General features: G+C 55.5%; 22 protein-coding genes and 1 other annotated feature. Of the genes, 13 read left to right on the plus strand and 9 right to left on the minus strand.

Translation table 11 applies throughout. The annotated features are described in order from the left end of the window. Positions 1 to 21: 21 nt before the first annotated feature. Both deoB and deoD read left to right on the plus strand, forming a co-directional pair. Complete coding sequence (gene deoB, locus QOT07_RS02970) at positions 22 to 1,245, plus strand: phosphopentomutase (RefSeq protein WP_261285558.1); 1,224 nt, start codon at positions 22 to 24, stop codon at positions 1,243 to 1,245. 71 nt (positions 1,246 to 1,316) lie between these two features. After that, positions 1,317 to 2,048: a purine-nucleoside phosphorylase gene (gene deoD, locus QOT07_RS02975; protein ID WP_012005116.1), complete on the plus strand. Its 732-nt coding sequence runs from the start codon at positions 1,317 to 1,319 to the stop codon at positions 2,046 to 2,048. 151 nt (positions 2,049 to 2,199) lie between these two features. Here deoD and QOT07_RS02980 read toward each other — a convergent pair whose 3' ends face one another. Further along, positions 2,200 to 2,892 (minus strand): YtjB family periplasmic protein, encoded by a 693-nt coding sequence (locus QOT07_RS02980; RefSeq protein WP_099063150.1) that lies wholly within the window; start codon positions 2,890 to 2,892, stop codon positions 2,200 to 2,202. A gap of 104 nt (positions 2,893 to 2,996) precedes the next feature. Here QOT07_RS02980 and serB point away from each other — a divergent pair, with 104 nt between their 5' ends. The 3 genes from serB to nadR all read left to right on the plus strand — a co-directional run bounded on the left by serB (position 2,997) and on the right by nadR (position 6,808). Continuing rightward, positions 2,997 to 3,974, plus strand: a complete 978-nt coding sequence (serB, locus tag QOT07_RS02985) for a phosphoserine phosphatase (RefSeq protein WP_261427628.1) — start codon at positions 2,997 to 2,999, stop codon at positions 3,972 to 3,974. A gap of 132 nt (positions 3,975 to 4,106) precedes the next feature. After that, a complete protein-coding gene (gene radA, locus QOT07_RS02990) occupies positions 4,107 to 5,492 on the plus strand; it encodes a DNA repair protein RadA (protein WP_012005120.1) in 1,386 nt (461 codons plus the stop codon). Positions 5,493 to 5,548: 56 nt separating this feature from the next. Then, positions 5,549 to 6,808 carry a multifunctional transcriptional regulator/nicotinamide-nucleotide adenylyltransferase/ribosylnicotinamide kinase NadR gene (gene nadR / locus QOT07_RS02995; RefSeq protein WP_085120142.1) on the plus strand — a complete coding sequence of 420 codons (1,260 nt, stop codon included), beginning with the start codon at positions 5,549 to 5,551 and terminating at the stop codon, positions 6,806 to 6,808. A 39-nt stretch (positions 6,809 to 6,847) separates the two neighbouring features. Here nadR and QOT07_RS03000 read toward each other — a convergent pair whose 3' ends face one another. Beyond that, entirely contained in the window at positions 6,848 to 7,849 is a 1,002-nt protein-coding gene (locus QOT07_RS03000) for a zinc-binding alcohol dehydrogenase family protein (protein WP_283602555.1), read from the minus strand. Positions 7,850 to 7,947: 98 nt separating this feature from the next. Between QOT07_RS03000 and QOT07_RS03005 the strand changes: the two genes are divergently transcribed. Next, a complete protein-coding gene (locus QOT07_RS03005) occupies positions 7,948 to 8,859 on the plus strand; it encodes a LysR family transcriptional regulator (protein WP_261427626.1) in 912 nt (303 codons plus the stop codon). 29 nt (positions 8,860 to 8,888) lie between these two features. On the opposite strand, the gene ettA is transcribed toward QOT07_RS03005, so the two are convergent. The 4 genes from ettA to yfiR all read right to left on the minus strand — a co-directional run bounded on the left by ettA (position 8,889) and on the right by yfiR (position 13,212). Next, entirely contained in the window at positions 8,889 to 10,556 is a 1,668-nt protein-coding gene (ettA, locus tag QOT07_RS03010; protein ID WP_099063147.1) for an energy-dependent translational throttle protein EttA, read from the minus strand. 264 nt (positions 10,557 to 10,820) lie between these two features. Next, positions 10,821 to 11,318, minus strand: coding sequence for an outer membrane lipoprotein YfiB (yfiB, locus tag QOT07_RS03015; RefSeq protein ID WP_283602556.1), 498 nt, complete (start codon positions 11,316 to 11,318; stop codon positions 10,821 to 10,823). 35 nt (positions 11,319 to 11,353) lie between these two features. Then, a complete protein-coding gene (gene dgcN / locus QOT07_RS03020; protein ID WP_099063145.1) occupies positions 11,354 to 12,601 on the minus strand; it encodes a diguanylate cyclase DgcN/YfiN in 1,248 nt (415 codons plus the stop codon). Further along, positions 12,598 to 13,212, minus strand: a complete 615-nt coding sequence (gene yfiR, locus QOT07_RS03025; RefSeq protein ID WP_112348508.1) for a regulatory sequestration protein YfiR — start codon at positions 13,210 to 13,212, stop codon at positions 12,598 to 12,600. Before yfiR ends, dgcN begins: the two co-directional genes overlap by 4 nt. A gap of 743 nt (positions 13,213 to 13,955) precedes the next feature. Between yfiR and sltY the strand changes: the two genes are divergently transcribed. Both sltY and trpR read left to right on the plus strand, forming a co-directional pair. After that, a complete protein-coding gene (gene sltY, locus QOT07_RS03030; RefSeq protein WP_261427625.1) occupies positions 13,956 to 15,884 on the plus strand; it encodes a murein transglycosylase in 1,929 nt (642 codons plus the stop codon). Between the two features lie 55 nt (positions 15,885 to 15,939). Beyond that, complete coding sequence (trpR, locus tag QOT07_RS03035) at positions 15,940 to 16,269, plus strand: trp operon repressor (protein WP_012005129.1); 330 nt, start codon at positions 15,940 to 15,942, stop codon at positions 16,267 to 16,269. 18 nt (positions 16,270 to 16,287) lie between these two features. Here trpR and yjjX read toward each other — a convergent pair whose 3' ends face one another. Continuing rightward, positions 16,288 to 16,827, minus strand: a complete 540-nt coding sequence (yjjX, locus tag QOT07_RS03040; protein ID WP_207977904.1) for an inosine/xanthosine triphosphatase — start codon at positions 16,825 to 16,827, stop codon at positions 16,288 to 16,290. A gap of 111 nt (positions 16,828 to 16,938) precedes the next feature. On the opposite strand from yjjX, the gene gpmB reads away from it, so the two are divergent. Next, the gene (gene gpmB / locus QOT07_RS03045) at positions 16,939 to 17,586 is read left to right on the plus strand and encodes a 2,3-diphosphoglycerate-dependent phosphoglycerate mutase GpmB (protein WP_099063141.1); all 648 of its coding nucleotides are present in this window, start codon (positions 16,939 to 16,941) and stop codon (positions 17,584 to 17,586) included. On the opposite strand, the gene robA is transcribed toward gpmB, so the two are convergent. Continuing rightward, positions 17,583 to 18,452: an MDR efflux pump AcrAB transcriptional activator RobA gene (gene robA / locus QOT07_RS03050; protein ID WP_099063140.1), complete on the minus strand. Its 870-nt coding sequence runs from the start codon at positions 18,450 to 18,452 to the stop codon at positions 17,583 to 17,585. The genes gpmB and robA overlap by 4 nt on opposite strands. A 342-nt stretch (positions 18,453 to 18,794) precedes the next feature. Here robA and creA point away from each other — a divergent pair, with 342 nt between their 5' ends. Beyond that, entirely contained in the window at positions 18,795 to 19,274 is a 480-nt protein-coding gene (gene creA / locus QOT07_RS03055) for a protein CreA (RefSeq protein WP_099063139.1), read from the plus strand. Between the two features lie 44 nt (positions 19,275 to 19,318). Here creA and arcA read toward each other — a convergent pair whose 3' ends face one another. Next, complete coding sequence (arcA, locus tag QOT07_RS03060; protein ID WP_064798650.1) at positions 19,319 to 20,035, minus strand: two-component system response regulator ArcA; 717 nt, start codon at positions 20,033 to 20,035, stop codon at positions 19,319 to 19,321. 633 nt (positions 20,036 to 20,668) lie between these two features. Between arcA and QOT07_RS03065 the strand changes: the two genes are divergently transcribed. The 3 genes from QOT07_RS03065 to thrA all read left to right on the plus strand — a co-directional run bounded on the left by QOT07_RS03065 (position 20,669) and on the right by thrA (position 24,178). Beyond that, complete coding sequence (locus QOT07_RS03065; protein ID WP_099063138.1) at positions 20,669 to 21,355, plus strand: tRNA/rRNA methyltransferase; 687 nt, start codon at positions 20,669 to 20,671, stop codon at positions 21,353 to 21,355. Positions 21,356 to 21,567: 212 nt separating this feature from the next. Further along, on the plus strand, positions 21,568 to 21,636 hold the full coding sequence (thrL, locus tag QOT07_RS03070) for a thr operon leader peptide (RefSeq protein ID WP_071998276.1): 69 nt from the start codon (positions 21,568 to 21,570) through the stop codon (positions 21,634 to 21,636). Further along, positions 21,575 to 21,693, plus strand: a sequence feature (Thr leader region). It overlaps the preceding gene by 62 nt. Before the next feature lie 25 nt (positions 21,694 to 21,718). Beyond that, entirely contained in the window at positions 21,719 to 24,178 is a 2,460-nt protein-coding gene (thrA, locus tag QOT07_RS03075; RefSeq protein ID WP_099063137.1) for a bifunctional aspartate kinase/homoserine dehydrogenase I, read from the plus strand.

Raw genomic sequence — 24,178 nt, forward strand, 5'->3', positions numbered from 1 at the left:
ACGGGTATACAGGAGATAAGCATGAAACGTACATTCATTATGGTATTAGACTCATTCGGTATTGGCGCAAGCGAAGATGCCGAAAAATTTGGCGATCAGGGTTCCGATACGCTGGGGCACATTGCCGAGGTTTGCGCGCGCGGTGAAGCCAACGTTGGCCGTCAGGGCCCGTTGACTCTGCCTAACCTGAGCCGTCTGGGCCTGGGCAAAGCGGCGGAAGAGTCCACCGGTACCTTCCCGCAAGGGCTGGATCGCAATGCGGACATCATTGGCGCCTATGCACACGCCAGCGAACTCTCTTCCGGTAAAGATACGCCGTCAGGCCACTGGGAAATTGCCGGTGTGCCGGTCCTGTTCGACTGGGGCTACTTCAGCGACGAACACAACAGCTTCCCGCAGGAGCTGCTGGACAAGCTGGTTGAGCGCGCCAACCTGCCGGGTTACCTCGGCAACTGCCACTCTTCCGGCACGGTGATCCTCGACCAGTTGGGCGAAGAGCACATGAAAACCGGCAAACCGATTTTCTACACCTCTGCTGACTCGGTATTCCAGATCGCCTGTCACGAAGAGACCTTCGGTCTGGACCGTCTGTATGAGCTGTGTGAAATCGCCCGTGAAGAGTTGACCGAGGGCGGTTATAACATTGGCCGCGTGATCGCGCGTCCATTCCTGGGCGACAAGCCGGGCAACTTCCAGCGTACCGGCAACCGTCACGACCTGGCCGTCGAGCCACCCGCGCCAACCGTACTGAAAAAGCTGGTGGACGAGAAGGGCGGTGAAGTGGTGTCGATCGGTAAAATCGCCGACATCTACGCCAACGTGGGTATCACCAAAAAGGTCAAGGCTACTGGTATCGACGCGCTGTTCGACGCCACCCTGATCGAAATGGAAAAAGCCGGCGACAACACTATCGTGTTCACCAACTTCGTTGATTTTGACTCCTCTTACGGCCACCGCCGTGACGTGGCAGGCTATGCTGCCGCACTGGAGCTGTTCGACCGCCGCCTGCCGGAGCTGCTGAAACTGGTTAAAGATGAAGACATCATTATCTTCACCGCTGACCACGGCTGTGACCCAACCTGGCCGGGTACCGACCACACCCGCGAACACATCCCGGTATTGGTTTACGGCCCGAAAGTGAAGCCGGGCTCGCTGGGCCACCGTGAAACTTTCGCCGACATCGGCCAGACGATCGCCAGTTACTTTGGTGTGTCGCCGATGGATTACGGCAAATCGATGTTCTAAGACTTTGTTAGTGCCGGGCGGTTGCCCGGCGTATTTTTTTATTCATGACGACGATTTAAAGGAAGACAATTATGGCTACGCCGCATATTAATGCTGAAATGGGTGATTTCGCTGACGTAGTACTGATGCCGGGCGATCCGCTGCGTGCAAAATACATCGCGGAAACTTTCCTGGAAGGCGCGGTGGAAGTGAACAACGTGCGTGGCATGCTGGGCTTCACCGGGACTTACAAAGGCCGCAAAATCTCCGTAATGGGCCACGGTATGGGTATCCCGTCCTGCTCCATTTATGCGCGTGAACTGATTGCCGAATTCGGCGTGAAGAAAATCATCCGCGTGGGCTCCTGTGGCGCGGTGCGTGACGATGTCAAACTGCGTGACGTGGTGATCGGTATGGGTGCTTGCACCGATTCCAAAGTGAACCGCATGCGTTTCAAGGACCATGACTATGCGGCTATCGCCGACTTTGACATGGTGCGTAACGCGGTAGACGCAGCGGCAGCGCAGGGTATCCCGGCGCGCGTAGGCAACATCTTCTCCGCTGACCTGTTCTACACGCCAGATCCAGACATGTTCCAGGTAATGAAGAAGTACGGCATTCTGGGTGTGGAAATGGAAGCGGCCGGTATCTACGGCGTGGCGGCAGAGCTGTACGAAGAGTTTGGCTGTAAGGCACTGACCATTTGTACCGTTTCTGACCACATTCTGCGTCACGAAGCGACCACCGCAGCAGAGCGTCAAACCACCTTTAACGAAATGATCGTTATCGCGCTGGAATCCGTGCTGTTGGGCGACAAAGAGTAATACCCAGCGGGCGCAGCAGCTTGCTGCGCCCCTGTACCTATCTATTCACTAATCTATTCATTTCAGCAAAATAAAAGCCAGTTTTTATTTTTGATTCAGCCAGTTGAATGATATTCAATCTATTCAATATTCATTCATCAGCATGTGATCATCAGATTTTCTTCTCTTCTTCTTTGTTCTCTTGCGGTCGATCGTCATCATCGTCATTTTCTACCGTGTTACCTTCTTCCAATGGCGTATTGGCGGTCAGCAGATACGGTGATTGTTGCCAGCGGCTGCGGCGGTGTTGCAGTAGCGTGCGCGCCAGAATAATACCTATGGCCAGAGCCAGCAGGATCATCAGGCGCAGCAGGTTGGTGGTGTTGTCCACCTGTTTGGATTCGGTCGCCAGCACGTGGGTGTCCAGCGTGATGCGGATAAAGCCGATTGGACCGTCTTTGCCCTGAATGGACTCGACCAGTTGATGATTGAAGTAGCTGCCTGCGCGTTTACCGTCGAGCGACAAACGATCGCGTATACTTATCTGTTCACCGGCGTGGGAAACTAACGTGCCGTCAAGCTGATAGACGCTGGCATCCAGAATGCGACTGCCCGCGGTGAGCTGTTTGAGGATGGCGTCGATGCGCTGGTTATCGACGTCGCTGTCGTCGTCCATCAGCGGTGCCAGGCTGGAGGCCACCTGTTTGGTCAGCGTTTGCGCCAGTTCTTCCACCTGTTCGGATCGCGCCAGTTGATGACTCAGGCTAAAATAGGACGCGCCCTGCATCAGCAGCACCAGCAAAGCCAGGCAAATCAGGATAATAGCGGTGCGGTGCAGGCGAAATTTCAGTTTAGCGCGAGCCATGCAGGTTCCTTGGGCATCTTCGAGACTTTATGTTGCCAGAAGCAATGGCGATAGGATAGCTTGATGCGTCGTTTTATCATGCAGTGTTTTTTCAGGAGTTAAGGATGTCGAATAGTCTGACCTATTGCGATCTCCCGGCAGAGATCTCTCAATGGCCGGGTCTTCCCCTTTCGCTGAGCGGTGACGAAGTGATGCCGCTGGATTATCGGGCGGGTCATACCGGTTGGCTATTATATGGCAGAGAACTGAACAAAACGCGCATTACCGATTTCCAGCGCAAGCTGGGTGCGGCGATGGTGATTGTTACTGCCTGGTGCGTCGAAGATTATCAGGTGGTGCGTCTGGCAGGCACCCTGACGGCGCGTGCCAAGCTGTTGGCGGCAGAGGGCGGGCTGGATGTAGCACCGCTCGGCAAGATCCCCCATCTGCGCACCCCCGGGTTGCTGGTGATGGATATGGACTCTACCGCGATTGAGATTGAATGCATCGACGAGATCGCCAAACTGGCGGGCGTCGGTGAACAGGTGTCTGAAGTCACTGAACGTGCGATGCGCGGCGAACTGGACTTTACCGCCAGCCTGCGCCAGCGCGTAGGTACGCTGAAAGGTGCCGATGCCAATATCCTCAAGCAGGTGCGCGATGAGTTGCCGCTGATGCCTGGGCTGATTAACCTGGTGCGCAAGCTGCAGGCGATGGACTGGCACGTGGCGATCGCGTCCGGCGGTTTCACCTATTATGCCGAGTACCTGCGTGACAAATTGAAGCTGGTGGCGGTGGCGGCCAACGAGCTGGAAATCCGCGACGGCAAACTGACCGGTGAAGTGCTGGGGTCAATAGTCGACGCACAGTTCAAGGCCGATACGCTGGTTGCTCTGGCGGAAAAGCTGGGTATTTCGCCGCAGCAAACCGTGGCCATCGGCGACGGTGCCAACGATTTGAAAATGATGCAGGTTGCCGGGTTGGGCATTGCCTATCACGCCAAACCGAAAGTCTATGAGAAGGCGCAGGTGTCGATTCGCCATGCTGACCTGATTGGCGTGCTGTGTGTACTGACCGGCAGCCTGAAACACGAAGTTCGCTAAACCCTTCATACTTGAAGCTTGGCTGCATTGCTCACCCCAGTCACTTACCTAAAAGCTCCTGGGGACTCACAAACTTGCCGCCTTGATGCAGCTCCAATTATTTAGGGTATAAACAAAAGATTGAGGTAATACGTGGCAAAAGCAGCAAAACGGGCGTTTGTATGTAATGAGTGCGGGGCCGATTATCCGCGCTGGCAGGGGCAGTGCAGCGCTTGCCACGCCTGGAACAGCATTACAGAAGTGCGCCTGGCTGCGGTGTCTTCCTCCTCTCGCAATGAGCGTCTTAGCGGCTACGCCGGTGATGCCGGTATCAGCAAGGTGCAAAAGCTGTCGGACATCAGTCTGGACGAGCTGCCGCGTTTCTCCACCGGTTTCCTTGAGTTTGACCGGGTGCTGGGCGGTGGGGTGGTGCCGGGCAGTGCGATCCTGATCGGTGGTAACCCTGGTGCCGGCAAGAGTACGCTATTGCTGCAGGTGCTGTGCAAGCTGTCCGAGCAGATGAAAACCCTGTACGTCACCGGCGAGGAGTCACTGCAACAGGTGGCGATGCGCGCCCACCGCCTCGGTTTGCCAACCGGTGGCCTGAATATGCTGTCGGAAACCAGTATCGAGCAGATCTGCCTGATTGCCGAGCAGGAGCAGCCGAAACTGATGGTGATCGACTCCATCCAGGTGATGCACATGGCTGATATTCAGTCTTCGCCGGGCAGCGTGGCGCAGGTGCGTGAAACTGCCGCCTATCTGACACGCTTCGCCAAGACGCGCGGCGTAGCGATTGTGATGGTGGGACACGTCACCAAAGACGGCTCGCTGGCCGGGCCGAAAGTTTTGGAACACTGTATCGACTGCTCGGTGCTGCTGGACGGCGACGCCGATTCGCGTTTTCGTACCCTGCGCAGCCACAAAAACCGCTTTGGTGCGGTGAATGAATTGGGCGTTTTCGCCATGACTGAGCAGGGCCTGCGCGAGGTCAGCAACCCGTCGGCCATCTTCCTCAGCCGTGGCGATGAAGTGACCTCCGGCAGTTCGGTGATGGTGGTCTGGGAAGGCACGCGGCCGTTGCTGGTGGAGATTCAGGCGCTGGTGGATCATTCGATGATGTCCAACCCGCGCCGGGTGGCCGTTGGCCTGGAACAAAACCGGTTGGCGATCCTGCTGGCGGTGCTGCACCGTCACGGCGGGCTGCAGATGTCCGATCAGGACGTGTTCGTCAACGTGGTTGGCGGGGTGAAAGTCAGTGAAACCAGCGCCGATCTGGCACTATTGATGTCACTGGTGTCCAGCCTGCGCGATCGCCCGCTGCCAAACGATTTGGTGGTGTTTGGCGAAGTGGGGCTGGCGGGGGAGATCCGCCCGGTGCCCAGCGGTCAGGAGCGAATTTCCGAAGCGGCGAAACACGGTTTCAAGCGAGCCATCGTGCCGCATGCCAACGTACCGAAAAAACCACCGGCCAATATGCAGGTGTTCGGTGTGAAGAAATTGGCAGACGCGCTGGATGTCCTGGAGCAGTTTTATTAATTGCCACGCGGTGTGCAGATTATGCTATTTTGTTTAGCATATTAAACGGAGGGGCTATGCGGCAATTCGATTACCTGAAGGCGTCAATTAAGCAGAAGAGCTGCACTCTGCAGCAGGTGGCGGATGCCAGTGGCATGACCAAAGGCTACCTCAGCCAGCTGCTAAACGACAAAATCAAAAGTCCGAGCGCCCAGAAACTGGAGGCGCTGCACCGCTATCTTGGCCTGGAATTTCCACGGCGTGAGAAAAAGGTCGGCGTGGTGTTTGGTAAATTTTACCCCCTGCACACCGGCCACATCTATCTGATCCAGCGCGCCTGTAGCCAGGTGGATGAGCTGCACGTGATCCTGTGTTACGACGAACCGCGTGACAGAGAGCTGTTCGAGAACAGTTCGATGTCGCAACAGCCGACGGTCAGCGATCGCCTGCGCTGGCTGCTGCAAACCTTCAAATACCAGAAAAACATCCATATTCATTCGTTCGACGAGCAGGGTATTGAACCCTATCCGCACGGTTGGAACGTCTGGAGCGATGGGGTGAAGGCCTTCCTGGAACAGAAAGCCATAGTGCCGAGTTTCATCTATTCCAGCGAAGCGCAGGACGCCCCGCGTTACCGTGAACATCTGGCGATTGAAACTGTCCTGATCGATCCCGAACGTTCATTTATGAATATCAGTGGCCGCCAGATCCGTCAGGATCCGTTCCGCTATTGGGATTATATTCCGACCGAAGTGAAGCCGTTCTTTGTGCGTACCGTGGCGATCCTCGGCGGGGAGTCGAGCGGTAAATCGACCCTGGTGAACAAGCTGGCAAACATCTTTAACACTACCAGTGCCTGGGAGTATGGCCGCGACTATGTGTTCTCGCACCTTGGCGGGGATGAGATGGCGCTCCAGTATTCCGACTACGACAAGATCGCCCTCGGGCAGGCGCAGTACGTCGACTTTGCGGTGAAGTACGCCAACAAAGTGGCATTTATCGACACCGACTTTGTCACCACTCAGGCGTTTTGCAAAAAGTACGAAGGGCGAGAACACCCCTTTGTGCAGGCGCTGATCGACGAATATCGGTTTGATCTGGTGATCCTGCTGGAAAATAACACCCCCTGGGTGGCGGATGGCCTGCGCAGTCTGGGGAATCCCAAGGATCGCAAGGTGTTCCAGCATTTGTTGGAAGAGATGCTGCGGGCCAATAACATCGAGTACGTACACGTGGAGTCCAGCGACTACGACGAACGCTTCCTGCGCTGCGTCGAGCTGGTCAAGCAGTTGCTGGCAGCTGATGCCAGTCGGCTGGTCGGTGTTGCGGCGGTATAAGCCATTGGGGCGCAGTTCAGTGCTGCGCCCCAACTGTCATCAGTAAACAATCACCAGTTTGCCCTGCATATGCCCGTCGTGCAGCTTTTTATGCGCGGCGGTCAGGGTCTCTACCGTCAGCCCTTGCAAGGTTTCGCTCAGGGTGGTGCTCAGTTTTCCTTCATCCAGCAGTTGCGCCACTTGCTTGAGGATCTCACCCTGTTGGGCGATGTCCGGCGTGGTGAACATGCTGCGAGTAAACATCAATTCCCAGTGCAGCGCGGCACTTTTCAACTTCAATGCATTTTGGTCCAACGGCTGGGCGTTTTCTACGATGGTGCAGATATGGCCCATTGGCGCGATCAGATCGGAAATGGCTTGCCAGTGACCGTCGGTATCGTTCAGGCAAAGAATATAATCCACGCTCTCAATACCCTGCTGCGCCAGATTAGCTTTCAAATCGTGGTAGTCGACCACCAGATCGGCACCGCGCTCCCGACACCAGGCCGCTGATTCGGGGCGCGATGCAGTCGCAATCACCTTTACCTGGCTGCGCTGGGCAGCAAATGGGATGGCCAACGAACCTACGCCACCGGCACCGCCGATAATCAACAGGGTTTTGCCAGGCGCGGCGTCCTGAATTTTCAGGTGTTCGAACAGCGCTTCCCAGGCGGTCAGGGCGGTCAATGGCATCGCTGCGGACTCGGCCCAGTTCAGGCTACGTGGCTTATGGGCGGTAATGCGCGAATCAATCAACTGATGGGTGGTGTTGCTGCCTGGGCGGGTGATGTCACCGGCATACCAGACTTCATCGCCGGGCTTGAAACCACTGACGCTGCTGCCCACTTCTACCACTACGCCGCTGGCATCCCAACCGAGAATACGTGGCTGCTGCAGGCCGCTTTTTTGCAGACCGGCGTGAACCTTGGTGTCCACCGGGTTGACCGACACCGCTTTGACTTCCACCAGTAAATCGTACTGGCCTGGGGTGGTTTTTTCCGGGCTGATTTCAATGAAACCGGCGGGGTTTTTCGGGTTTACGGCAATGGCTTTAATCGGCATGACTTTGCTCCTTTCGAATGTATAGCCCCAGTGTAGACCTGTTGGAGGGGAGTGATAAGATGGACAATAACTAACTAAGTGTTCGTTTGAGGTGAACAATGAGGTTTAAGCAGCTACAGGATATGGCGTTGTTTGCGCTGGTGGCCGAGTGTGGCAGTTTTACCGCCGCCGCCAAACGTGCCGCTTTGCCGAAGTCCAGCGTTAGCCAGCGCATCAGCCAGTTGGAACAGACGCTGGGCCTGCGGCTGCTGAACCGTACCACCCGTCAGCTCAATCTGACCTTTGCCGGCGAGCGTTATCTGGAGCACTGCCAGGAGATGCTGTCCGCCGCCGAACGGGCCGATCTGGCGCTGCAACGGCTGCGTGATAACCCCAGCGGGCGGTTGCGCATCTCGACGCCTGCCGGACTGGGGGCGACGTTGCTGGCGCGGCTGGCGGCGGATTTCCAGCGCCAATATCCGGACGTCTCGCTGGAGGTGTCGGTGTCTGATGCGATGGTGGACATGGTGCAGGAAGGGTTCGATGCGGCGTTGCGCACCGGCAAGCCACAGGATTCTTCACTGATTGGCCGTCGCTTGGGGCATGCGCCGCGTTATTTACTGGCTTCACCGGCTTATTTGGCAGAGTCCCCACCGATTGTCGATCCGCAGCAGTTGCAGCAGCACCGTTGTATTGCACACCGCTCCTGGCCGGTCTGGAGCCTGCGCAGGGGTGACGACTATTTTCGTTGGCAACTGCCGATGCGGCATATCACCGATAATCTGTTGTACGCGCGTGAATGTGCGATTGCCGGTGCGGGCATTACCTTGCTGCCGGCTTTTCTCAGCCGTGAGGTGGTGGCACAGAGGCAATTGGTTGAGGTGTTGCCGGACTGGCAGGCGGAAGGCAATGAACTGTATTTGGTCTATCCGAGCCGCAAGTTGAATTCACCGGCGCTGGCCTGTTTTATCGATGTGGTATTGCAGCACTCGGTATTTGACGACTATGCCCGCGAGCTGGCGCGGGAATAAAAAAGGCGCCGCATGCGGCGCCTTTCGGATTACTTGGTGATTCTTTTGTACTTGATACGGTGTGGCTCAAGCGCTTCGGCGCCCAGCGTCCGTTTCTTGTACTCTTCGTATTCGGTGAAGTTACCTTCGAAGAACTCCACTTTGCCTTCATCCTGGTAATCCAGAATGTGGGTGGCGATGCGGTCAAGGAACCAACGGTCGTGCGAGATAACCATCGCGCAGCCAGGGAACTCCAACAGGGCGTTTTCTAACGCGCGCAGGGTTTCAATATCCAGGTCGTTGGTCGGTTCATCGAGCAGCAGTACGTTGCCGCCAACCTGCAGCAGCTTGGCCAGATGCAGACGACCACGTTCACCCCCGGACAACTCGCCGACGCGTTTGCCCTGATCGACACCCTTGAAGTTAAAGCGGCCGACGTAGGCGCGGCTTGGCATTTCGGTGTTGCCGACACGCATGATGTCCTGACCGCCAGATACTTCTTCCCACACGGTTTTGGAGTTATCCATGCTGTCGCGGAACTGATCGACCGAGGCCAGCTTGACGGTGTCACCCAGCACGATGCTGCCGGAATCAGGCTGTTCCTGACCGGACATCATGCGGAACAGCGTGGATTTACCCGCGCCGTTCGGGCCGATAATGCCGACAATCGCGCCTTTCGGTACCGCAAAGGTGAGATCGTCAATCAGTAAACGGTCGCCGTAGGACTTGCGCAGATTACTGATTTCTAGAACCTTATCACCCAGGCGTGCGCCAGGTGGGATAAAGAGTTCGTTGGTCTCGTTACGCTTCTGGTAATCAGTGCTGTTCAGCTCTTCAAAGCGGGCCAAACGGGCCTTGCCTTTAGACTGACGGCCTTTAGCGCCCTGGCGAACCCACTCCAGCTCTTTCTCGATGGATTTGCGACGTGCGGCTTCGGAAGAGGCTTCCTGCGCCAGACGAGCGTCTTTCTGCTCCAGCCAGGAAGAGTAGTTACCTTCCCATGGAATGCCTTCGCCACGGTCCAGCTCGAGGATCCAGCCGGCCACGTTGTCGAGGAAGTAACGGTCGTGGGTAATGGCCACCACGGTGCCTTCGAAGTCGTGCAGGAAGCGTTCCAGCCAGGCCACGGATTCAGCATCCAGGTGGTTGGTCGGTTCGTCGAGCAGCAGCATGTCCGGTTTTTCCAGCAGCAGGCGGCACAGCGCTACGCGGCGACGCTCACCACCGGAGAGGTTGGCGATTTTCGCGTCCCATTCCGGCAGGCGCAACGCATCGGCGGCACGCTCAAGCTGGGTGTTCAGGTTGTGGCCATCGTGGGCCTGAATGATCTCTTCCAGGCGGCCCTGTTCAGCGGCCAGCTTGTCGAAGTCGGCGCCTTCTTCAGCGTACAGCGCGTACACCTCATCAAGACGTTTCAGTGCGCCGACCACTTCCGCCAGCGCTTCTTCGACTGACTCACGAACGCTGTGTTCCAGGTTTAACTGCGGTTCCTGTGGCAGGTAACCGATTTTAATCCCTTGCTGCGGGCGGGCTTCACCTTCGATATCGGTATCGATGCCGGCCATGATGCGCAACAGAGTGGATTTACCTGAGCCGTTCAGACCCAGCACGCCAATTTTGGCGCCCGGGAAGAAGCTCAGCGAGATGTTTTTCAGGATGTGACGCTTCGGCGGAACCACTTTGCCGACGCGATGCATGGTATAGACGTATTGAGCCACGGTGCCTCTGCCTCTCTATATCAGTTTTTATAGGATGTCTGGCTGCGGAGTGTAGCCCGTTTCGAAAGCGGATCCCAGACATCACACAGCGATCGCTAAGTATAACCCTATAGCTTTCAAGTTGCAGCTAGGCGCCCAGCTCGCTCATCCCCAGGCGCTTACTTGAGTAAGTAACTGGGGTGAGCTAGTGCAGGTAACAACGCTGCGGCTTGAAAGATGACGGGTATAACCCTTTATGCGCCCGTGATGGCGCATATTGGTCGCTTAAGGGGTGACAACAATAGCGACGCGGCGGTTTTCCGCACGGCCGCTGGAGGTGCGGTTATCGGCCACCGGATCGCGTTTACCCATGCCGCGGGTTTCGATGTTGGAACGAGGAATGCCGACGCTGGCCAGCAGATCGGCCACCGCGTTGGCGCGGCGCAGCGAAAGCTGATCGTTATAGTTGTCTTCACCGTAATTATCCGTATGACCGTCCAGACGGAATTGGGTGATGCCGACGCTCATCAGCGCGCGACCCATTTTTTGTACCGTATCGGTGCTTTCCGGGTTCAGTTTGCCGACGTTATTGCCAAACAGCACCTTGTCGGACAGGCCAAATTCCCAGCCGTTGTCCGTCAGTTTGAACCCTTGTGACTGCAACAGGGCAATCTGCTCAGGCGTCAGGCCCTGCGGTTTGCTCTGGCAGCCGGCGAGCGCCAGCAGGGCGATAAACATCATCGCCAGCAGTGAGAAACGGTTTTTTAGTGTTTGCTGTATCATAATCAAATCCCTAGTTTTATTTTTTAGCCGGGGCTTTATTTCTGTATTGCCAGCCGCCAGCCTCCGTTATAACGATGCTTTGCCTGGTACATTGCATCGTCAGCTTCGTGCAAGAGCCCTTGAGGCGTTACCGCATGCTCAGGGTAAAGGGCAATACCGATACTCAGAGAGGAAATCACCGCCTCGTCGTTCGGCAAAATGACCGGTTGGGTCATGCAGTCAATAATGTTATCGGCAATCTGCAGGACATCTTCCGTAGTGTGGACCGGTGCCAATAATACGGCGAACTCATCACCTCCTAAACGTGCCACCAGGTCGCTTTCACGCAGCTGTGCGCGAATGCGCCCGGCAATGGTGGTCAGCACCATGTCGCCTGCGGCGTGACCGTAGCTGTCATTGACCTCCTTGAAGCGGTCACCGTCGATAAACAGCACCGCCAGCTTTTCGGTCGGTTTAATGTCCCCCAACGCACGGCTCAGTCGCCCTTCAAAGAAGGCGCGGTTCGGCAAGCCGGTCAGGCTGTCGTGCGTTGCCCGGTGAGTCAGTGAATCATTTTCCTGTTTCAGGTGTGCCTGCCAGGCTTCCAGCTCATCGAGCAGGCCATTAAAGTCGACGCTCAGCTCATGCAGTTCGGCAATTGGCGCTGATGGCACCCGCAGGCCAAAGGCGCGATCGCGGCGTACCGCATGTGCGACATTGGCGATGTCATCCAGCGAACGGACAATCCCCAACAGCATGCGACGGGAAAGCACCAGCGCACACAGGGTACTGAGCACCAGACAGGCGATCATGCCGACCATACCGCGCAACAGAAAACGCAGCAGGCTGCCGCCGTGGCCGAGCAGCCATACTTTGCCGACCTCTTTGCCTTCGTGAGTAATCGGCAGGATCACCGGCTCGGGCAGCGCCCAGTGGGCCACGATTTCTTCCATACCGTGCAGCGGGCCATCTTTGGGATGACGCCAACTGGCGAGCACTTTGCCGCTGTTGTTCAGAATTCTTGCCTCTGATACTTCTTCTTTGGAGGCGATTAATACCAGTGCCTCACGTGCGGCAGTGCGGTCTTCAAATACCACGGCAGCTTCGACGGTGTAGCTGATGGAGCGCGCAATCAGATGCAGGTTATGGTCGGCATAGGCGCGCAGCGCAAACAACGCGACCAGCGTCAGGAAAATTCCGGCGGTGCCGACGGCAATCAGCGCCAGTCCAAGGTGCACCCGTTGCAGCACCCGCCCCAGCGTAGGTCGCGACTGACCCGATCGGTTCTTGCGCAACCACTTCATAGTGGGGGGGCCTGTTTACGTGCCAGTTGCAGCACGTTGGGGTGAACGCGCACGCCGCTGCGTGCCAGTGCGTCAAGGTTCACTTTAAAGCTGGCCGTGTCACCTTCGAACTGCAGGCAAAATGCGTTGCCGGCGGAGCATTCATCATCATTCTCGCTGATGCTGAGAATGGAGTGGCCGTTAATGCGTTGCATAAAATTCTGTTTCTGACCGGCATTGATATTGCCCAAATAAATCACGTCACAGCCGGTGCTCAGCAACGGGCTGTCGAAAGCGATACGCTCGGCTTTTATTGGCCTGGGGGCGCTCAGCAAGATGGGATCGAACAGGCCTTCGGCATATTGTGTCGGCGCCGTCACGCAAAGTCGGATGGGGTTGGGTTCACTGGGCCAGCGGGCATAGCTGATAATGCCGACTACCACGGTAGTGACGGCGTGGGTGCGACTTTTATGTGGGTCGCCAGTCTCGGGACGTGCCAAACCGGGAAATGCCAACAGGACGAGCAGAACCAGCGACAACAGACGGCTGCAGTCCAGACGTGCGCAAATGAAGCTCCTGAGGGAGCTTTTTGCGCAGGTCGCTAACAACGCGGCATACTTTGCCATCTTCATCTGCCATTCCTGCCCACGTCCGCAGTGCTGTTGCGGCAACATAACAATGAGAAGCCTGACCCGGTTGAAGGGATAATTGTCTTGCTGAAAACTGTCAATCGCACTGCCTGGTGAACACTATCTAACCCATAATTGGCGCGGATTGTATTATAAGATATCCCTGTTGCGCGCTTTATGTGCCGTTTTCTCGGAATTATCCTAGCTTTTTTTAATAGTATAAAAACGTCCCTCAGGGTTTGCCAGGCGTTTTCTGCAAAGTTAGTGCGGCAGACCTGGATTCTGGCGGTTTGCGCAACGTTTCTGCTTATCGTTTTGATGGCGAAATCCTGCGACGGCTAATAATTTCAAATGGCTTCATTTTATATTGGCAGCGGGGATTAATAATTGAGGATCCGGCCGGTTAGTGTTAACGCCGGAGTGAAATGATTAATACGGCAAAATTGTCGCCAGCTTTAATTAATTTGTCAGCGAGGGTAAACCTTTTTTACCTGAGGCCCATCGTGACGATAAACTTCTTCTACAGTAGTGAATGGATAAGCGATCCCGCTGTCTATGGTAGATGGCTGAGCGGGTTGCTCAGCGCCCCCTCTTTTGTTCTGGCGTGCCGGATAGTCGTTATCCCACGACAGGGCGTGAAATACTCGGAGAGTCGGGTTTACCGATCCGTTGGCTGCTGGCGTAGCGCGGCAACGGGGTGAACCGGCTCTGGCAACACCATCAGCATTAGCGAGGAAAGAGTCAGTATGGTCAAGGTAGACAAGTGGCGGTTTTTAGCTGTGGGCCTGTGCCTGACGGCATTTTCAAGCGCCGCATTGGCGGACTCGCTGGACGCTCAGCGTCAGCGTTACCTGCAGATTAAGCAGGCGTGGGACAGTAAACAGATGGACGTGGTGGCGCAACTGATGCCGACGCTGCGTGATTACCCACTTTACCCTTATCTGGAATACCGTGAGCTGACGCAAGATCTCAGCCAGGCCGGATTCTCTGAGGTAAATGACTTTATCAAGCAGCATCCGACGCTGCCGCCGGCCAAGTCACTGGCTCCGCGTTTTGTGAATGAACTGGCGCGACGTGAAGACTGGCGTACCCTGTTGACCTTCAGCCCGCAGCCGCCGAAACCTATCGCGGCACGCTGTAATTATTACTATGCCAAATGGGCCACCGGCGATAAGCCTGCGGCCTGGAGCGGCGTCGACGACATCTGGATGAGCGGTAAATCGTTGCCGGGGGCCTGTGACAAGTTGTTCAACGTGTGGCAGGGGGCCGGTAAACAAACGCCATCGGCTATTTTGGAACGCATGAAACTGGCGTTGAAAGAGGGCAACAGTGGCCTGGTGAACAGCCTCTACCGTCAGTTGCCGTCAGATTATCAGACCATGGGCGATGCCCTGGTGCGCCTGCAAAACGATCCTGCGACGGTCGAGTCCTTTGCCCGCAGCGTGGGCCCGACTGACTTTACCCGTGCGGCAACCGGCATCGCTTTCGAGCGTCTGGCGCGTCAGGATGCGGAAAATGCCCGCGCGATGATCCCAACCCTTGCCCGCCTGCAGAAAATGAGCGATAGCGAGCGACTGGGACTGGAAGAGGCAGTGGCATGGCGTCTGATGGGCAGCGACGCGACCTTTGAACAGACCCAGTGGCGCGACAAGGTGATCTTGCGTAGTCAGTCACCGGCACTGCTGGAGCGTCGCGTGCGTATGGCGCTGGGCGCCGGCGATCGTCAGGGGGTGGCAACCTGGCTGGCGCGTCTGCCGACGGAATCACGTAATAAAGATGAATGGCGCTACTGGCGTGCGAGCATTTTACTGGACGAAGGCAAACGTAGCGAAGGGGAAGAGATCCTGCGTCGGCTGATGAGCGAACGTGGCTTCTACCCGATGGTAGCGGCGCAGAAACTGAATACGCCTTATCCGGTGATGGTGGCAGTGGCGGCGAAGCCCCGCGCTTCGCTGGTGGACGGACCGGAAATCGCCAGGGTGCGCGAACTGATGTACTGGAACATGGATAATCTGGCGCGCAGTGAATGGACTTCGTTCGTGGCCAGCCGCAGCCGTCCGGAACAGGAAGCGCTGGCGCGTTACGCTTTTGAGCAAAAATGGGCCGATCTCAGCGTGCAGGCGACCATCGTCGGCAAAATGTGGGATCACCTTGAAGAACGCTTCCCGGTGGCCTGGCCGCAAGAATTCCGTGCCGCGACCGATGATAAGGGGATAACACCAAGCTATGCCATGGCCATTGCCCGTCAGGAGAGCGCCTGGAACCCGAAAGCGCAGTCACCGGTCGGGGCCAGCGGCCTGATGCAGGTGATGCCACGTACCGCGCAGCATACCGTGCAGATGTACAATATTCCCGGTTACTCAAGCCCAAGCCAACTGCTTGATCCGCGTGTCAATATTACCATCGGTACCAGCTATCTGGAGTACGTATACCAGCAGTTCGGTCGCAACCGTATCCTGTCATCGGCGGCTTACAATGCCGGTCCATCGCGGGTGAATACCTGGCTGGGTAACAGTGAAGGGCGGGTTGACGCGGTGGCGTTTGTCGAAAGCATTCCGTTCTCGGAAACCCGTTCCTACGTGAAGAACGTGTTGGCTTACGACGCATTTTATCGCTATCTCATGCACCGGCCGGCCAAAGTGCTGACCGATGCCGAGTGGCAGAGGCGTTATTGATTTTGACGTCGCTATGGTATGCTGCTGTACTAGTTAAATAGTATGGTGGCTTGCCATGACGCAATTATCGCTTAACGACCCGGCTCTTTCAGAACAAGGTAATGAGGATTGGCTGCGCTTTGTTGCGCTGCTGCAGAATTCGTTTGCCCAGGATTTGCACCAACCGCTGATGCAACTGCTGTTGACGCCGGACGAACGCACGGCTTTAGGTACGCGGGTACGGATTATTCAGGAGCTGATGCGCGGTGAAATGAGCCAGCGTGAGCTGAAAAACGAACTGGGGGCGGGAATTGCCACCATCACTCGCGGTTCGAACAGCCTGAAGGCGGCGACGCCGGCGCTGAAACAGTGGCTGGAACAGCAGTTGCTGGGCGATGCACAGTAGCGCCGCGCCCGGCAAAGGCTATTTCTGTGCTGTGTTGTTATGGTTCTGGTAGATCGGGTTGTGGAAAGGCACCAGCGCCAACAGCAGAGCCTGATGGTAAACGCTGGTGCGGCTCAATCGCCCATCGGTAAAGATACCGATAGCGCCACCCTGGCGTTTCACTTCGGCATTGCCGGTGATGATCGCCATCTCACTCCCCAATTCGCGGCCGGCGCGAATTCCCTGTAAAATTGTCTCCGGTAGCATCAGACTGGCTGAGCGCGATTCGCCACGGGTATGCGGGTTTTCCACCGTCATCCAGGCGAAAGTCATATTCTCTTCGATTCCTGCTTCTACGCCGACCCAAAAGTCGGCCTCCGGGCGTACCTGCCGTGCTTCCATTACGCGCTGACGTGCGCCGGTGCGGGTTTCGTGATTACCTATGGGTTGCAGTGAGACACCGCTGGCGACGTCGACCGATTCAATACGGCATTGGCCCGTGCCAAAGGTGTCATCAAAGGCCAATTGAATAGCCTTGATCTTTGCTGGGTTGGTAGTTGCAGCGACAACATGATACATAACGGGTTTGGCATCCTTAAGCTAAGAGCCTATTCACTACGTCAGACGCTTGCGCAAGCGGCATCTGACGACGATAAACTCAGGTTTCACGCAGTATAACGGAAAAGCAAAATGTTACAGGTATACCTCGTTCGCCACGGCGAAACGGAATGGAATGCGGCTCGCCGTATCCAGGGACAGTCCGACAGCCCGTTGACCGCTAACGGTGAACATCAGGCTCGTCTGGTTGCCCAGCGCGTCAGCAAACAAGGCATCACGCACGTGATTACCAGCGATCTGGGGCGTACCCGACGCACCGCGCAAATCATCGCAGAGGCTTGCGGCTGCGAGGTGATAACCGATCCACGTTTGCGTGAGTTGCATATGGGGGTGCTGGAAGAGCGCCTGATCGACAGCCTGACGCCACAGGAAGAACAGTGGCGTAAGCAGATGGTCGATGGTACTGCCGACGGCCGGATCCCTCAAGGTGAATCCATGAGTGAGCTGGGTGACCGGATGCGCGAGGCGCTGGAAAGCTGCCTGATGTTGCCTGAGGGCAGCAAACCGTTGATTGTCAGCCACGGTATCGCTTTGGGCTGTTTAATCAGCACCGTACTCGGATTACCGGCTTACGCAGAACGCCGCCTGCGTTTACGCAACTGTTCATTGTCGCGAGTCGATCATCAGCAGAGCCCATGGTTGGCTTCTGGCTGGATCGTCGAAACGGCGGGCGATGTCACGCATCTGGACACGCCCGCGCTGGACGAACTGCAGCGTTAACGGCGGATCGGGATCAAATAATCGCAGTTGATCTCGGTCGGCGGTTGGGGTGGCCGACGGTCACCCTTGGGATAAAAGCGCTCAATATCGTGCCCTTTACGGCGCGTGAGTTTGAGCGCCGGCAGGCAGGTGCCATACACGGTCAGAATGAAGTCTTGCAGGCCAGAGGTCGGGCCTTCATAGCTGAACATCGCGTACTCGCCACCTTGCAGCACCAGTGGCTGTCCGGCCACGATCTTTGCCGGCACGTGATGTGGCTCCAGCGCTGTGGTGTATAGCACTTCCTGTTCGTCGTCTTTTTCCTGACTCGGGCGTGAATGGTGCAGCCCGTACAGTACCGGCGGTAGCGTTTCAGCTTCGCCCAAATACTGGCGCCAGAATTGTGAACGCAATTCGGTACGACAGTGAGAGATTTGCTCCAGCGTACAGGAATAGCTTTGCGTCAGGCCAATCAACTGCTGTTCCGGCAAGGTAACAAATTCTGGCTGCGGCAGAGTAAAGGCACCCAGGCGGATCGGCGGACAGATGCCGAATGCGCTCCAGTCTTCGGCTCGGCGGTACAGCGCTGGCGTTTGGGCAAACTGTTTCTTAAATGCGCGTGTAAATGTCTGCTGCGAGTCGAAGCGATACTGTAAGGCGATATCCAAAATTGGTCGACTGGTTAAACGCAGCGCCACCGCAGCCTTGGATAATCTCCTTGCCCGGATATAAGCGCCGATGGCGTTACCGGTAATATCTTTAAACATCCGTTGTAAATGCCATTTAGAGTAACCTGCTTTGGCCGCCACGTTGTCCAATGACAGGGGCTGGTCCAAATGGCTTTCCAGCCAGATAAGCAGATCACGAATAATACCGGCTTGATCCATAGATCTTCCTCGTAGAGCTTTAGGGTAGGGACCCGAACTGTTTATTCATTACGCTGGTGCTTGCGCTATCAGACCAATCCATGAGCCATTTTGCGTAGCACTCTTTGCCTCTTGCAGCGGGTTGCGCAAGGGTTGGACAGGGGCACACCTAAACGGGCGCAAAGATATAACGACGCCGCATAATAGCAATTTTTTTCCTCCGAGACTCTCAAAGATTTTTTTCACGCTCTGTGCTAAAAAGATCGGTGCGGACTGGAAAGATCCCTATTCTGTGACCTAAAACATAAACAATATTGATTGCCTGCGTCTATTTTCAGGATTCAGGCTATTGGAGTTAAGTGAATGAAAAAAGGATGGATATTTTTGTTTGGTTTAGTTTGCGCAACGGTAAATAGCGCGCAGGCAGAACAGGTTGGATCGGTCGATACGGTATTCAAACTCTTTGGTCCGGACCATAAAATTGTGGTGGAAGCCTTCGATGATCCTGATGTTAAAAATGTAACTTGTTATATCAGCCGGGCAAAAACCGGTGGCATCAAAGGTGGGCTGGGATTAGCGGAAGATACCGCGGATGCCGCCATTTCTTGCCAGCAGGTCGGGCCGATTGCGCTGAACGATAAAATCAAAAATGGTAAGGCGGAAGGGACCGTGGTGTTCCAGAAACGAACGTCGCTGGTGTTCAAGAAACTGCAGGTGGTGCGTTTCTACGATGCAACTCGCAATGCGTTGATTTATCTGAGCTATTCAGATCGTGTGGTGGATGGTTCACCGAAGAATGCGCTGAGCGCCGTGCCGATCATCCCTTGGGGTGAGGCAAAATAAGATTTGGGGTTCGACGGAACCCCAAATATTTTAACGCGGGAAACTTACTCTTCCAGATCACCGCAGAAACGGTAACCTTCACCGTGAATGGTGGCGATGATTTCTGGCGTGTCCGGTGTCGATTCGAAGTGCTTGCGGATGCGACGGATGGTCACGTCCACGGTGCGGTCATGTGGCTTCAGCTCGCGGCCAGTCATCTTCTTCAGCAGATCGCCACGGGATTGGATCTTGCCCGGATTTTCGCAGAAGTGCAGCATGGCGCGGAATTCACTGCGTGGCAGTTTATATTGCTCACCCGCTGGGCTGATCAGTGAGCGGCTGTTGATGTCCAGCTCCCAACCATTGAATTTGTAGCTTTCAACCAGACGACGTTCTTCGCCGACGCTGCCCAGGTTCATGGTGCGTGACAGCAGATTGCGTGCGCGAATGGTCAGTTCACGCGGATTGAACGGCTTGGTGATGTAATCATCAGCGCCGATTTCCAATCCGAGGATCTTATCAACTTCGTTATCACGGCCGGTCAGGAACATCAGCGCAACGCTGGCCTGTTCGCGCAATTCACGCGCCAACAGCAGGCCATTTTTGCCTGGCAGATTGATGTCCATGATAACCAGATTGATATCATTTTCAGACAGGATGTTGTGCATTTCTGCACCATCATTGGCTTCATGAACAACGTAGCCTTCCGCCTCGAAAATGCTCTTCAGGGTGTTACGAGTGACTAGCTCGTCTTCGACAATCAGAATGTGCGGGGTCTGCATATATGCTACCTAAAATTGCCAACAAAATAGAAAATAGGAAGTACAGAAGTCTTTGTTTTCATAGCGGAGGGCAGAGATTAGCGCTCACGTTCCCTGCTACCCAATGACTAAAGTACGTAAACTCGTTCTTGATGCACTTTCCATCCCATGTCAACAAGATCGCTAGCTTGGTTGGGGCGCTATTCCTTACATCCCCAAAGGTGCCAAAACGGTGCATATCCTAACCGTATTAACAGCAATATAACAGTGCACACCGAATTCATCACCCAACAAAACTAAGGTTTGTTGACATATATCAAATTCAATTGTAGCACGTTAACAGTTTTGTGAAAAACACTTACAGAAATGCCAGCTTAAGTCACAGAACTCTAAATTCTGTGTTCGATTCAGCATTGTGGCACCTAATGAGGTAGAATTATTGGCTTGTTGATAAATGGCTTCTTTTAACGCTTTGATTAATAAGCGTAGTAAAACATAAGTAGCAATAATATGTATTACGCGCAATTTATCAGGTCAATAACCCATTTAACTCCGTCTATCGTGTTCTCCGGGATTATTGTTGCACAGATGTAAATATAATCAGACTCTCTCAAACAGTCAAAAATACGTGATCCCTCATTCAGTGGAGTATTGATGCAGCTTCATATTGTTTTAGTGGCTCCGGCGCGGCCGGAAAACGTCGGCGCTGCGGCGCGGGCAATGAAAACCATGGGTTTCACTTCGTTGCGCATTGTCGACAGCGAAGCGCACCTGCAACCGGCGGCTCGCTGGGTTGCGCATGGGGCGGGGGATATCCTCGACGGCGTGCAAACTTTTGCCACTCTTGAGCAGGCGCTGGCGGACGTGGATTTCACCGTTGCTACCACTGCCCGCAGCCGCGCACGTTTCCATTATTACTGTACGCCGCAGCAACTGCTGGGTCAGTTGAATGAGCGCAGCCAATGGGTAGGTCAGGCGGCGTTGGTGTTTGGCCGTGAAGATTCAGGCCTGACCAATGAAGAGCTGGAACTGGCGGATCTGTTGACCGGCGTGCCGATGCAGGCGGATTACCCTTCGTTGAATCTCGGCCAGGCAGTGATGGTGTATTGCTATCAATTGTCGGAGCTGATGAATGTTAGCGCACCGCAGGAGCCGGCGGCCAATGAAGGCCAGCTCAAGGCGTTGCGTCAGCGAGCCGAGGGATTATTGACGGCACTGGAGGTCAGTGACGATCAAAAATTGCGCGATTGGTTGCATCAGCGGCTTGGCGCGTTACAGCAGCGCGATACCGCGATGTTGCATACTTTGCTGCATGACATCGAAAAAAAACTGACAAAGTGATACCCGCAAACTGGGCTAGTTAGGCAGTGTGATCCACTATAAAACTGTTACCTGTCTGTCTTTTTATTCTGTCATTTGGCTTTTTGACTATCGCATTGCCCAGTTGCGCTGCTGGGTGATAAACAAGCAAAAACAAGAAATAATTTGACTTGGGATAGTGATTGCTTTAACCAATAGAGGGGACAGAGTAATTAATGAGACAGACAGACAAAATGCGAAATATCAGCCTGAACACAACAATTATTACCACCACCGATACCACAGGTAACGGGGCGGGCTGACGCGTACAGGAAACAAAAGAAAAAAGCCCGCACCTAACCAGTGCGGGCTTTTTTTTCGGCTTAAATTCGGGAGAGATAAGAAATGCGAGTGCTGAAATTTGGCGGAACCTCGGTAGCGAATGCAGAACGTTTTCTGCGCGTTGCCGACATCATGGAAAGTAACGCACGTCAGGGACAGGTGGCCACGGTCTTGTCCGCTCCGGCTAAAATCACCAACCATTTGGTGGCGATGATTGAAAAAACGGTAGCGGGGCAGGACATTCTGCCAAATATGAGCGATGCAGAACGCATCTTTGCCGACCTGCTGAGCGGCCTGACGCAGGCGCTGCCAGGCTTTGAGTACGATCGTCTCAAAACCCTGGTCGACCAAGAGTTTTCACAACTCAAGCAGGTATTGCACGGCGTTGCGCTGCTGGGGCAATGCCCGGACAGTGTGAATGCGGCCATCATCTGCCGCGGTGAGAAGCTCTCGATTGCCATCATGGAAGGGGTGTTTCGTGCCAAGGGTTTCCCGGTTACGGTGATCAACCCGGTGGAGAAGCTGCTGGCACAGGGGCACTATCTGGAGTCCACGGTAGATATCGCCGAATCCACACTGCGTATCGCCGCTGCGGCAATCCCGGCGGATAACATCGTGCTGATGGCCGGTTTCACCGCCGGTAATGACAAAGGGGAACTGGTGGTGCTGGGCCGTAACGGCTCTGACTACTCTGCGGCGGTACTGGCAGCCTGCTTGCGCGCCGACTGTTGTGAAATCTGGACCGACGTTGACGGTGTTTATACCTGCGATCCACGCACTGTCCCGGACGCCCGGTTGCTGAAATCGATGTCGTACCAGGAAGCTATGGAGCTTTCCTATTTCGGCGCCAGCGTGCTTCACCCCCGCACTATCGCTCCCATCGCCCAGTTCCAAATCCCTTGCCTGATCAAAAATACCGCCAATCCGCAGGCCCCGGGCACGCTGATCGGCGGCGAAAATTTGGATACCGAAACTCCGGTGAAGGGCATCACCAACCTGAATAACATGGCGATGATCAACGTATCCGGGCCGGGAATGAAGGGCATGGTCGGCATGGCTGCGCGAGTGTTCGCCGTGATGTCGCGTGCCGGTATCTCGGTGGTACTGATCACCCAGTCCTCCTCTGAATACAGCATCAGCTTCTGCGTACCGCAGAGTGAGCTGCAACGTGCGCGTAAAGCGCTGGAGGACGAGTTCTATCTTGAATTGAAAGACGGCCTGCTGGAGCCGCTGGACGTGATGGAACAGTTGGCGATCATCTCGGTCGTTGGCGATGGCATGCGCACCCTGCGCGGCATTTCGGCCAGCTTCTTCTCCGCACTGGCGCGCGCCAATATCAACATTGTCGCTATTGCCCAGGGGTCTTCCGAGCGTTCCATCTCTGTAGTGGTCAGCAATGACTCCGCCACTACCGGCGTTCGCGTCTGTCACCAGATGCTGTTTAACACCGATCAGGTGATTGAAGTGTTTGTCATCGGCGTCGGCGGCGTGGGTGGCGCGTTGATCGAACAGATCTACCGTCAGCAGCCGTGGCTGAAACAAAAACATATCGATCTGCGGGTGTGCGGTATCGCCAATTCACGCGCCATGCTGACCAACGTACACGGCATCGCACTGGAAAGCTGGCGGGATGAGCTGGCCGGTGCGCAGGAGCCGTTCAACCTCGGTCGCCTGATCCGCCTGGTGAAGGAGTACCACCTGCTGAATCCGGTGATTGTCGACTGTACCTCCAGCCAGGCGGTGGCCGATCAATACGCCGATTTCCTGGCCGATGGTTTCCACGTGGTGACACCGAACAAAAAAGCCAATACCTCGTCGATGAACTATTACCAACAGCTGCGCACCGCCGCTGCCGGTTCACGTCGCAAGTTCCTGTACGACACCAACGTCGGTGCGGGCTTGCCGGTGATCGAGAACCTGCAAAACCTGTTGAACGCCGGTGATGAACTGACGCGTTTCTCCGGTATCCTGTCCGGTTCGCTGTCATTTATTTTCGGCAAGCTGGACGAAGGTATGTCGTTGTCGGCCGCGACCCTGGAGGCTAAAGCCAAAGGGTATACCGAGCCGGATCCACGTGACGATCTTTCCGGTATGGACGTTGCCCGCAAGCTGTTGATCCTGGCCCGTGAGGCGGGTTACAAACTGGAGTTGGCGGACATTGAGGTTGAGTCGGTGCTGCCGCCTTCCTTTGATGCCACCGGTGACGTGGAAACCTTTATGGCGCGCCTGCCGGAGCTCGACAAAGAGTATGCCCGCAACGTGGCCAACGCCGCCGAGCAAGGCAAGGTATTGCGCTATGTCGGGGTGATCGAAAATGGCCGCTGCCAGGTACGTATAGATGCGGTAGACGGTAACGATCCGTTGTATAAAGTGAAGAACGGCGAGAACGCTTTGGCTTTCTACAGCCGCTACTATCAGCCATTGCCGCTGGTGCTGCGCGGCTACGGCGCCGGTAACGATGTGACCGCAGCGGGGGTGTTTGCCGACCTGTTGCGCACACTGTCATGGAAGTTGGGAGTTTAA

The organism is Serratia proteamaculans (assembly GCF_949794035.1).
In the GTDB taxonomy this organism is placed as follows: Bacteria; Pseudomonadota; Gammaproteobacteria; order Enterobacterales; family Enterobacteriaceae; genus Serratia; species Serratia proteamaculans.

Coding starts and splice junctions, on each gene's coding strand:
- yfiR (WP_112348508.1), bottom strand. CDS start 13,212: ATGAAGATGGCAAAGTATGCCGCGTTGTTAGCGACCTGCGCAAAAAGC.
- yfiB (WP_283602556.1), bottom strand. CDS start 11,318: ATGATACAGCAAACACTAAAAAACCGTTTCTCACTGCTGGCGATGATG.
- nadR (WP_085120142.1), top strand. CDS start 5,549: ATGCGGCAATTCGATTACCTGAAGGCGTCAATTAAGCAGAAGAGCTGC.
- gpmB (WP_099063141.1), top strand. CDS start 16,939: ATGTTACAGGTATACCTCGTTCGCCACGGCGAAACGGAATGGAATGCG.
- yjjX (WP_207977904.1), bottom strand. CDS start 16,827: ATGTATCATGTTGTCGCTGCAACTACCAACCCAGCAAAGATCAAGGCT.
- arcA (WP_064798650.1), bottom strand. CDS start 20,035: ATGCAGACCCCGCACATTCTGATTGTCGAAGACGAGCTAGTCACTCGT.
- sltY (WP_261427625.1), top strand. CDS start 13,956: ATGGTCAAGGTAGACAAGTGGCGGTTTTTAGCTGTGGGCCTGTGCCTG.
- robA (WP_099063140.1), bottom strand. CDS start 18,452: ATGGATCAAGCCGGTATTATTCGTGATCTGCTTATCTGGCTGGAAAGC.
- creA (WP_099063139.1), top strand. CDS start 18,795: ATGAAAAAAGGATGGATATTTTTGTTTGGTTTAGTTTGCGCAACGGTA.
- QOT07_RS03065 (WP_099063138.1), top strand. CDS start 20,669: ATGCAGCTTCATATTGTTTTAGTGGCTCCGGCGCGGCCGGAAAACGTC.
- QOT07_RS03000 (WP_283602555.1), bottom strand. CDS start 7,849: ATGCCGATTAAAGCCATTGCCGTAAACCCGAAAAACCCCGCCGGTTTC.
- QOT07_RS02980 (WP_099063150.1), bottom strand. CDS start 2,892: ATGGCTCGCGCTAAACTGAAATTTCGCCTGCACCGCACCGCTATTATC.
- deoB (WP_261285558.1), top strand. CDS start 22: ATGAAACGTACATTCATTATGGTATTAGACTCATTCGGTATTGGCGCA.
- trpR (WP_012005129.1), top strand. CDS start 15,940: ATGACGCAATTATCGCTTAACGACCCGGCTCTTTCAGAACAAGGTAAT.
- serB (WP_261427628.1), top strand. CDS start 2,997: ATGTCGAATAGTCTGACCTATTGCGATCTCCCGGCAGAGATCTCTCAA.
- thrA (WP_099063137.1), top strand. CDS start 21,719: ATGCGAGTGCTGAAATTTGGCGGAACCTCGGTAGCGAATGCAGAACGT.
- dgcN (WP_099063145.1), bottom strand. CDS start 12,601: ATGAAGTGGTTGCGCAAGAACCGATCGGGTCAGTCGCGACCTACGCTG.
- QOT07_RS03005 (WP_261427626.1), top strand. CDS start 7,948: ATGAGGTTTAAGCAGCTACAGGATATGGCGTTGTTTGCGCTGGTGGCC.
- deoD (WP_012005116.1), top strand. CDS start 1,317: ATGGCTACGCCGCATATTAATGCTGAAATGGGTGATTTCGCTGACGTA.